Annotated in this window: 8 protein-coding genes; 4 read left to right on the forward strand and 4 right to left on the reverse strand. The window is 35.3% G+C overall.

Going from position 1 to position 9,035, the window contains the following annotated elements:
- Positions 1–15: 15 nt before the first annotated feature.
- A complete protein-coding gene (locus tag CIN_RS10710) occupies positions 16–435 on the forward strand; it encodes a hypothetical protein (RefSeq protein ID WP_139017012.1) in 420 nt (139 codons plus the stop codon).
- Positions 436–543: 108 nt separating this feature from the next.
- Here the strand turns inward: CIN_RS10710 and CIN_RS10715 are convergent, their stop codons facing one another.
- From CIN_RS10715 to CIN_RS10725, 3 genes are all read right to left on the reverse strand, one after another.
- Entirely contained in the window at positions 544–1,770 is a 1,227-nt protein-coding gene (locus CIN_RS10715; protein WP_008855118.1) for a pyridoxal phosphate-dependent aminotransferase, read from the reverse strand.
- Between the two features lie 11 nt (positions 1,771–1,781).
- Positions 1,782–2,987 carry a pyridoxal phosphate-dependent aminotransferase gene (locus tag CIN_RS10720; RefSeq protein WP_008855119.1) on the reverse strand — a complete coding sequence of 402 codons (1,206 nt, stop codon included), beginning with the start codon at positions 2,985–2,987 and terminating at the stop codon, positions 1,782–1,784.
- Positions 2,988–3,113: 126 nt separating this feature from the next.
- Entirely contained in the window at positions 3,114–3,758 is a 645-nt protein-coding gene (locus CIN_RS10725) for a hypothetical protein (RefSeq protein ID WP_008855120.1), read from the reverse strand.
- A 73-nt stretch (positions 3,759–3,831) separates the two neighbouring features.
- On the opposite strand from CIN_RS10725, the gene CIN_RS10730 reads away from it, so the two are divergent.
- On the forward strand, positions 3,832–5,469 hold the full coding sequence (locus tag CIN_RS10730; protein ID WP_008855121.1) for a hypothetical protein: 1,638 nt from the start codon (positions 3,832–3,834) through the stop codon (positions 5,467–5,469).
- Between the two features lie 30 nt (positions 5,470–5,499).
- Positions 5,500–6,708, forward strand: coding sequence for an aldose 1-epimerase family protein (locus CIN_RS10735; RefSeq protein ID WP_008855122.1), 1,209 nt, complete (start codon positions 5,500–5,502; stop codon positions 6,706–6,708).
- A gap of 41 nt (positions 6,709–6,749) precedes the next feature.
- Here the strand turns inward: CIN_RS10735 and CIN_RS10740 are convergent, their stop codons facing one another.
- The gene (locus CIN_RS10740) at positions 6,750–8,096 is read right to left on the reverse strand and encodes a carbohydrate porin (RefSeq protein WP_008855123.1); all 1,347 of its coding nucleotides are present in this window, start codon (positions 8,094–8,096) and stop codon (positions 6,750–6,752) included.
- 363 nt (positions 8,097–8,459) lie between these two features.
- On the opposite strand from CIN_RS10740, the gene CIN_RS10745 reads away from it, so the two are divergent.
- Entirely contained in the window at positions 8,460–8,903 is a 444-nt protein-coding gene (locus tag CIN_RS10745) for a hypothetical protein (RefSeq protein ID WP_139017013.1), read from the forward strand.
- Positions 8,904–9,035: the final 132 nt, after the last annotated feature.

Consider the following 9,035-nt stretch of genomic DNA (forward strand, 5'->3'; position numbering starts at 1 on the left):
ATTGTGACGATGAAAATGAAAAAGATTTTACCACTAGCTATTATATCGCTATTTACTGTTCCAATAGCTTCTATCGCTGCTGATAGAGCGCCTGATGCCACTATAAACGCAGCGCTTGAGATGATAACACCAGGTTATTGTGAAAATGCTTTTATGCCAGACACACCATTATCAAAGACTGAAAACTGGTATAAAAAGGCTGAAGTAACAATCTCAAGTTGCTATAACGAGGCAAATAAAAATAAACCATCTCAAAAAAATATTAATAACAAATATTTTTCAAATGATGTTTTTCAAGAAAGATACGCTAACTTCACAAAAGACTTGTATGGTAACGAAATAGACGAAACTACTGACTATTTATCAAAAATTTTTAATCTATCCCAAGATAGATTGAACAAAAACTGTGTTCAATATTTAATGAATAAAAAATAATCATCTTATATAAATAAATTCATACTAATTTTAATACTATAAAATTATATACTCAAAAAGAAATCTCTTAATCTAATAAAAGATTCTTTTAGAGTATATAAACATCGCTTACGTTAATTGCTCAACAAACTTCGCAATTCGTTTACATGCTTCTTCCAATACTGCGTCATCAGCAGCATAAGAAATCCGCAAATACGGACTTAGGCCAAAAGCATGCCCAGGGACAACAGCAACATATTGCTCCTCCAACAAAGCTTCTGCAAAATCTTGATCATTCTCGATCTTATGTCCGCCTGCGCTTGTTTTACCAAGGCATCCTTTTATCCCAGGATACACATAAAATGCCCCTTGAGGCACCGCGCAAGTCACACCTGGCATCTTTGAAAATGCTTCCTTCATCATCTTACGACGACGATCATAGGCTTTTTTCATTTCCTCCACATCATTTGCACAATCATGCAACGCTGCTGTTGCTGCGGCTTGACTAATACTTGATGCTCCAGAAGTCGAATTACTTTGGATCTTTACCATTGCTTTGATCAAGCGTTTTGGCCCACCCGCATATCCAACGCGCCATCCTGGCATTGCATAGGTCTTAGATGCGCCATTAGCTGTTAAAATACGATCTTTTAAATCGGGAGCCAATGCTGCCAAGGAATAATGAGCTTCCCCATCAAACACTAAATGTTCATAGATCTCGTCCGCAAACACCCAGACTTGAGGATATTCACGTAAAACCTCAGCAATTTCTAACAGATCTTGCTTTGACCACACGGCCCCTGTTGGATTGCTCGGGGAGTTAATAATCAGCCATTTGCTTTTGTCCGTCAGGACTTTCCGTAAATCTGCTGCCTTCAAAGAAAAATTATTCTCTTCTGAGCAAATCACATCAACAGGCGTGCCACCTAAAAACCGAGTCATAATCGGATAGCTCGTCCAATAAGGCGCAGGCACAACCACTTCATCACCAGGATTTAACGTCGCCATAAATGCATTAAATAAAATCTGTTTGGCACCATTCGCCACCATGATTTCATCCAGTGCATAATCCAAGCCATTTTCTTCCTTGAATTTTTTCTGCACCGCTTGCTTTAGCGATAAAACCCCATCAATAGGTGGGTATTTTGTTTTCCCCTCCAAAGCTGCTTCATACGCTGTATCACAAGCTGCTCTGGGGGTTAGAAAATCAGGCTGCCCCAACGCAAGAGAAATCACATCTTTCCCTTGTGCGGCCAGCGCTCTGGCTCTCATCGACATTGCAATCGTTGCTGGGGCTTCAAACCCATCCATACGGGTCGATAATGTTGGTTCTGTTGTATTTACTGTCGTATTCATCGAACTATCTATTACTGCAAATTCATACAAAATTGTTTAATACGTATACAAGCTTCTTTTAATAGCTCTGTACTGGTTGCATAAGAAATACGGAAATATCCTTCCATCATAAACGCTGCACCATGAACCGCTGCAACCCCTTGCTCCTCCAATAATGCAGTAACAAAAGCTTCATCATTCACAATTTTAATGCCACTTTGAGAGGTTTTATTTAAACAGCCTTGCATTGATGCAAATAAATAAAACGCACCCTCTGGTTTAATACAGCTTAAACCTGGGATATCATTTAATTCCTCCCACACTAAATCACGACGTTTTTGGTAAGTTCCAATCATTTCATCCACAGATTCTTGAGGCCCAGATAAAGCCTCAACCGTTGCAGATTGACTGATTGAACAAGCATTGGTTGTTGATTGTCCCTGTAATTTCATCATTGCTTTGATAAAAGAAACAGGTGCCGCAGCATAACCAATACGCCAACCCGTCATAGAATAGGCCTTTGAAACACCATTCATCGTTACCGTACGATCTTTTAATTTTGGCTCTACTTGAACCATCGTACAAGCTACAAAACCATCATAAACGAGTTTTGCATAAATATCGTCGGTTAATACCCATACATGTGGGTTATCTAATAACACATCACATAAAGCACGAAGTTCTTCTCTGCTATATGCAACGCCTGTTGGATTACAAGGAGAGTTAATAATTAACCATTTTGTTTTTTCGGTAATCGCTTCACGCAATTGTTCGGGTTGCAATTTAAAACCAGTCGTTTTTTCATCACAATCAAGAACAACAGGTTTACCCCCTGCCAATGTCACGATATCAGGATAAGAAACCCAACAAGGTGCTGGAATAATTACTTCATCGCCAGGATTAATACTAGCCATCATCGCATTAAAAATTACTTGTTTCCCACCAGAAGAAACTGCAATTTCATCTGCTGTATAATCAAGGTCATAATCTTTGTTTAAACGATTAGCAATCGCTTTACGAACTTGTGCCGTGCCGCCTACATCTGTATATCGTGTTTGACCTGTTTGAATTGCGGTGATCCCTGCCTGACTAATATTTTCAGGCGTATTAAAATCAGGTTCACCAGCGGAAAGGCTGATAATATCACGTCCTTTTGCCTTCATCTCACGTGCTTTTGCAGAAATAACCAATGTTTGACTTGGCTGTATTTTTTTTAGACGATCTGATATAATATCCATTATAACCATTCCAAATATAACAATGAATCCTGTATCTAAAATAGATGAAATTACATACAAGGAAAATAGTTTTTTAAAAATTGCTGTTTCTTCGTAAACAAAGAATAATTTAAATTATGTAAACTCTTAATTTTCATCAATCAAATGAAGTGTGTTTTCAACAATTTCGTTCCAAAATAATGACACATGATCCGCTTTGTCATAAGGTGCAAAATGATCAACAAATCCTAAATATAAATTATCTGTTAATGCATAAACCTTACCACATTGCTGAGGAACTGTTGTCTCTTCCACACATAACACACTTGCATTCCCGTGCTTCTTCATCAACTGTGAAAGTTCATAAGCAGCACCTAATGTAGGCCTTTCATTCTGTTTCATTACAAAAATTTTTTGAAAATCTTGCATAGATTTTTTAAATTTATCGACTAGATAACTAATCTTTTCTTTTTCTTTTAAATAGATTTCATAGTTCTTAGTCTCATCATAACACCATTCCCATTGGCCTTCTTTTTGCTCACTAAACATTTCCGTGTGAAAATCTATATTATAATGCTTATCCCTTATCATATTACGATAAGTTGGCTGTAAATTCTCATATAAATATAAAGAATCAAAATTAGCAGATAATAAATTCACAATTGATGTAAAATTATGTATTAAAGTCCAACGAAATAAACTGCCGATCTCAATCTGATTTTGTCTTAAGAAAAAAGCAAATTCACAATTATTTCCAATACTTTCAAAACGTGACAACTCTATTTCATTCATATCAATACTCCTTTATAAAAATATGATACGTTAATAAACATTCTTGTAAAATATCACCCAAAGAGAAATAGCTGTGATCGATATTAATATCTTAACCTCTGATCTATTATCCTTTATCTCATCAAATAAAGAAACAATACACCCAACATTACTTGATCCATCGCTACAAGACATTACACCTATTATAGAAGTTTTTCGACAGAATCAAAACGATATCCAGTCTATCCAAAAGCTCTCTAAATATTGTGCATTTTATAAAAATTACCCTTTAGCAAACAAACTATTAAATTGGGGAATACATCTTTATCCCGATCATTACCAATATCATTATTTTCAAGCTATTTTATACTTTAAACAACGAAATATTCCAGACTCTTTATCTGCTATTGAAAATATGCTGAATAGCATGAATGCATCTGAAATACAAAAAAAACACCTTTTAAGCCGACTTTACGATGATAAAAATAAAAGAAAACATTGTATTTTCTTTGTCGATCGTCTTTTAAAGGAATTTAATCTTCCATCTACTCAAAAAGACTTTAACAGTTTAATCCTTCCATACGATATTACAAACGAAGATAAAACTATTCGTTACTATTATAGCGTATATTTTACTCAACTTTGTAGCACTCTACAGTGGAAAGATAATAGTCAACTTACCATTTTATTAGAAGCCGAAAAAGATCTTAACAACGAGACACCTTGGTATCATTTAAATATGGGAAAACTATATTGGATACTTAATCAAAGAGAACAATGTGACTTTCACTTTAAAAAATCAAAAATACTTTCTATAGAAGAGAAATTGACTTTTAACACTGTAGATTGTGGGGTCTATACTTGGTTATCTGATCAAGAAATCAAAAACCTTTCCAGTAATCAACAATACCATGATCCTTTTCAACTTCAAATGTGGCAATGGTCTTATGCGGATTTAAAAGATGAAAAACCTGATTTATCTATTATTTTAGGGTGTGACTTTAAATATTTTAGATATTTTCCTAAATTTTTATACTCATTAATCAAGGCACATATTCATAATCAATATCAAGAAAAAACAGTAATTAGCCTTTGCCTTGAGAACCCATCTGTCGAGCAAATACATTTTTTACGAGACACCGCAGAATATATTCACGAGCATATCCCTAATTTTTACCTCACCTTTGGTTACGGCATATCTCCTTATCAAGATGGTGCTTATTTTGCCAGCATTCGATATTTATTCTCTCCTGAGCTTTTCGATCGATACCCAACGCAAACATTTATTGTCGATATTGACGGCTACGCTTATGAGGATTTCTTTGAAAAAGTAAAAAACATCAAAGCAAATTATGACTTTGGCTTACGTATTTATGCTTTTGATCAGCATGGTAACCAAGTCTCTGGTGAGCCTTGGTGCTTAGGTGCAGGCATCCTATATCTAGGGGATTTAGAAAAAACACGATCAATCTTGCAGTTATTAAAACAATATGTAAACTATGCTTATGATCCTAAAAATCCGATTAACTGGTGTATTGATCAATGTGCCCTCGTTCAGGCTTTTTATTATTATATCAGACCTTTTTGGGATACATTAAAAGTTACCGATATTGATCATAATCCACCTTTTCTTTTATCCCATATCATCGGTGAAAAAGATCAGTTTTATCGTCATGGTGGCATCATTGATATTGATAATTTTATAGAGACCCTACAACCATTAATTCACTAAATGCTATTATAAAACATATAGGAGTATGTGATGAATAAGTCTTTAACTGCGAGTGTTTCCCCAGCCTTAGTTTCTTATAAAGGAAGCTCAAAAATCTTCACCTTAACCAGCTCTGAACATAATATCGAAGTTGGTAGTTGGAAAATTGATAGTACGCAACTCGGCATTCTTGACACATATTTCATCGTAGAGCAAAAAGTGCTTCATGGGGGAAAACAAGAAGGCTCAAAAATTATCGTTATTACCAGTCCAAATGGTCTAACCATTACCCTCAGCCCAACAAGAGGCATGAGTATTATAAATGTCACGGGCAAAGAAATGCGCTTTGGCTGGGACTCTCCTGTTAAAGAAATCGTTAACCCTGCCTTTATTAATCTAGAAAGCCGTAATGGTGCTGGATGGTTAGAGGGCTTTAACGAAATGGTTGTTCGCTGTGGTTTTGAATGGGCTGGACATCCTGGCGTTGAAAATGGAGAAATGCGCACGTTACATGGTAAAGCTGGCAACACACCTGCTTCTGAAGTTGAGATCGAAATCAATGAAGAAGCCCCATATGAAATCAAAGTTAGAGGCCTTATTAAAGAAAGCACCTTTAAAAAAGCTGATTTACGAACTGTCGCAGAATTAATCTATATTCCAGATACACATCACTTTACCATTCATGATCAATTAACCAATCATGCGGACTATCCTCGTGATTATCAAATTATGTATCATAGTAATTTTAGCAAACCTCTTTTAGAAAAAGATACACAATTCATTGCACCGATCAAAGAAATTAGCCCGTTTAACGATTATGCAAAAAGTGGATTAAAAAACTATTCAACCTATTTAGGGCCAACTAAAGACTTTGATGAAATGGTTTTTAATATCGTACCCTATACAACTGCTGATGGATCAACTGTTGCCGCTTTACATAACAAAGATGGCAGCAAAGGTGCAGCCATTGAATTTAATATCAATGAACTCCCTTTTCTCACCTTATGGAAAAATACAGATACTGAAAAGCAAGGCTATGTCACAGGAATAGAACCTGGCACTAATTATGCTTATGCTGCTCCTATTGAAAGAGAACAAAACCGTATTCGACAAATTAATGCAGGAGAAACTGTGCATTTTAAAGTCAAATATAGCGCCTTAATGAATAAGCAAGCTGTTGATACGGTTAAAAAAATCATTGCTGATATTCAAGGGAAACAAGAAACAACCTTTATTGAAACGCCTATCGCTAAAGAATAATAAACTACACCAATAGAGATGATTTTTTTCGATCATCTCTATTAAAAAATAATACTCGTACGCATCCCTAAAACAGCAGCATCTTTATAACTACTTCTTGTTGCGCCTACATGATGAAAATATTCAAAAACTGGCATAACCATAATGCCTCGATACACAGAAATCCCATAATTCAACTCAAACATCATTGCATTTGATTGAATTCCTGTTGCCTCATTTAATAAATTTAGTACACCATGATGCAGCGGTGCATTCCCTTGAGCAATTTGATAACCTTGAGCTCTACTTAATCCTCTTGGCACTGTATAATAACTAAACATAACCCCCATCTGATCATTCGGGCGATCATGCCAAAAACCACGATTGAGCAAACCTAAGTTATAAAAATCTTTATACGTCGCTGTCGTCGGAGAATCATGCCCCCAATTTCCTATGACATATAATCCATGATTTTCAACAGGATCATTCCGATAAATCATTTGATCCATCATTACCCAGAACTCACTTCGATAATCTGTTTTTCCTGATCCTGTTGCCTGAGCAGACCATGTTTTAAAACGGCTAGTATCAAAACCAGCCCCTACATGAAAATGACCAATCAAATGATCTTTACCAATATCAGAGTGATAACCAAATTCAATCGGTAAGAATGCACCTGTTGTATGCTTTCCACCCCAATCCCAACCATTTTTTCCACCTTGAGGCCAAGGATTGCTCTGATACGCTCCGACTTGCACATAAAATTCAGAAGTAGGCTGATATAATATTCTTGCTCCCCATACGGTTCCAGGCCATGTAGAAAACCCTTGCTGAGCAATACTTCTGGGATGACCACAAGAAGATAACATCATGAACTGACACGAAAGAACACTATAACCAAAATCATTCCCCGTGCTTTGTCGTCCAACTTTGATATTAACTTTATTATCCCATAATTGTTGCTCAAAATAAAAATTATACATACGCAACATCGCTTGATGGGGAATATAAACATCCTGCGCCTGAATATGAGGATCCCCGACATAATGTTTACTTGCACTACGCCCTGCAAAGTTAAACATCATCATATGAGTCGATAAACCTTTTAAACCAGCAATCTTCTCCCAGTCTAGATCTAAAGCGAAAGCAATTTGATGCGCATACGTCGCCCCTCTACTTTTTCCGCCGCTCACAACGCCAGCAACCTCATTCACCCACCCTAAACCAAATTGAACACCGTATGGGTCAAGATGCTGATTCAAATGATGCAAAAATAATTGATTAGGATTTTTCGCAGGATCTGTTTCTGGATTATTTAATAACATCGCACTATCGTCAGAAGTAATTGTTTCTTTTCGATATTCTGTATCTGCAAAAGCTTGCCTAACAGTCAGTATACAATAAACCATACATATCACAGTATATATAATCTTATTTTTACGATTACGACTGATCATTAACTATTTTCTTGAGTTAACACTAATCTTAACAATACACTGGCATAAAAAGTCATGATAAAAAACAAATAACTCCAATAATAATTATAATTTTAAATAAACAAATTATTTAGTTTATTATAAACTTATAATTATTATTTTATAAAGTAATCTTTTAATTAAAAAGCTCAAATTATGTTTAATTATAAATTTTTTCTTATTTTACTTTTTTTCATATATATCCCGTCCACAACATATGGTAACGACATACCCAAAGATACCCTTAATAAGATTCAGAATCTAATTAAATTACATGCAGATACAGTAGCCTGTAAAATGTCACCAGAAGAAGCAAAGAAGATTGAAGTTTTTTTAATTGATAACCACAATCCAGGATTTGAAACATACTATGTTGGTTGGGCCGGAGATTTGGGATGCTTAGGAGGAAATAGAACGGAAGAATATATTATTTCAGAGGTAAATGCTGTAGGGAATGATTTGAGTCGCTATGGATTTATTGTAGCCAATGATGATGCTTTTCAAGAAGAAAAAAATCCTCAATTAAGTAATGTCTTTGATGGTATAGAAAGTATCAAACACCCTACTATAGATACATTTGAAATCATCTCAGGAGCTCACAAAGACGCTAATTGTGGTGAAGGTCCAGGTATAAGATTACCTGCCGCCTTATATTCCTATCTTTTGATATCAAAAGATTATGGACAAAGCTGGAAAATTGCACAGAAAAAATTTCTACAATGTACTAATGATATAAAGTGATAAATTTTAACAACATTTATATAGAACATTATATATAATAAATTCTTTTACTGAGCGCATGCGTCATAGGTAAAGCTTTATATCTTGATATAGCAAAGTTAGTAGCACTTTAAAGGGGGATATATAGATAGT

The sequence above is a fragment of the Commensalibacter intestini A911 genome, assembly GCF_000231445.1.
In the GTDB taxonomy this organism is placed as follows: Bacteria; Pseudomonadota; Alphaproteobacteria; order Acetobacterales; family Acetobacteraceae; genus Commensalibacter; species Commensalibacter intestini.

What these genes read in the sequence shown, in the direction of transcription:
- CIN_RS10710 (WP_139017012.1), top strand. Translation starts at nt 16, where the DNA reads ATGAAAAAGATTTTACCACTAGCTATTATATCGCTATTTACTGTTCCA.
- CIN_RS10745 (WP_139017013.1), top strand. Translation starts at nt 8,460, where the DNA reads ATGTCACCAGAAGAAGCAAAGAAGATTGAAGTTTTTTTAATTGATAAC.
- CIN_RS10725 (WP_008855120.1), bottom strand. Translation starts at nt 3,758, where the DNA reads ATGAATGAAATAGAGTTGTCACGTTTTGAAAGTATTGGAAATAATTGT.
- CIN_RS10735 (WP_008855122.1), top strand. Translation starts at nt 5,500, where the DNA reads ATGAATAAGTCTTTAACTGCGAGTGTTTCCCCAGCCTTAGTTTCTTAT.
- CIN_RS10715 (WP_008855118.1), bottom strand. Translation starts at nt 1,770, where the DNA reads ATGAATACGACAGTAAATACAACAGAACCAACATTATCGACCCGTATG.
- CIN_RS10720 (WP_008855119.1), bottom strand. Translation starts at nt 2,987, where the DNA reads ATGGATATTATATCAGATCGTCTAAAAAAAATACAGCCAAGTCAAACA.
- CIN_RS10740 (WP_008855123.1), bottom strand. Translation starts at nt 8,096, where the DNA reads ATGGTTTATTGTATACTGACTGTTAGGCAAGCTTTTGCAGATACAGAA.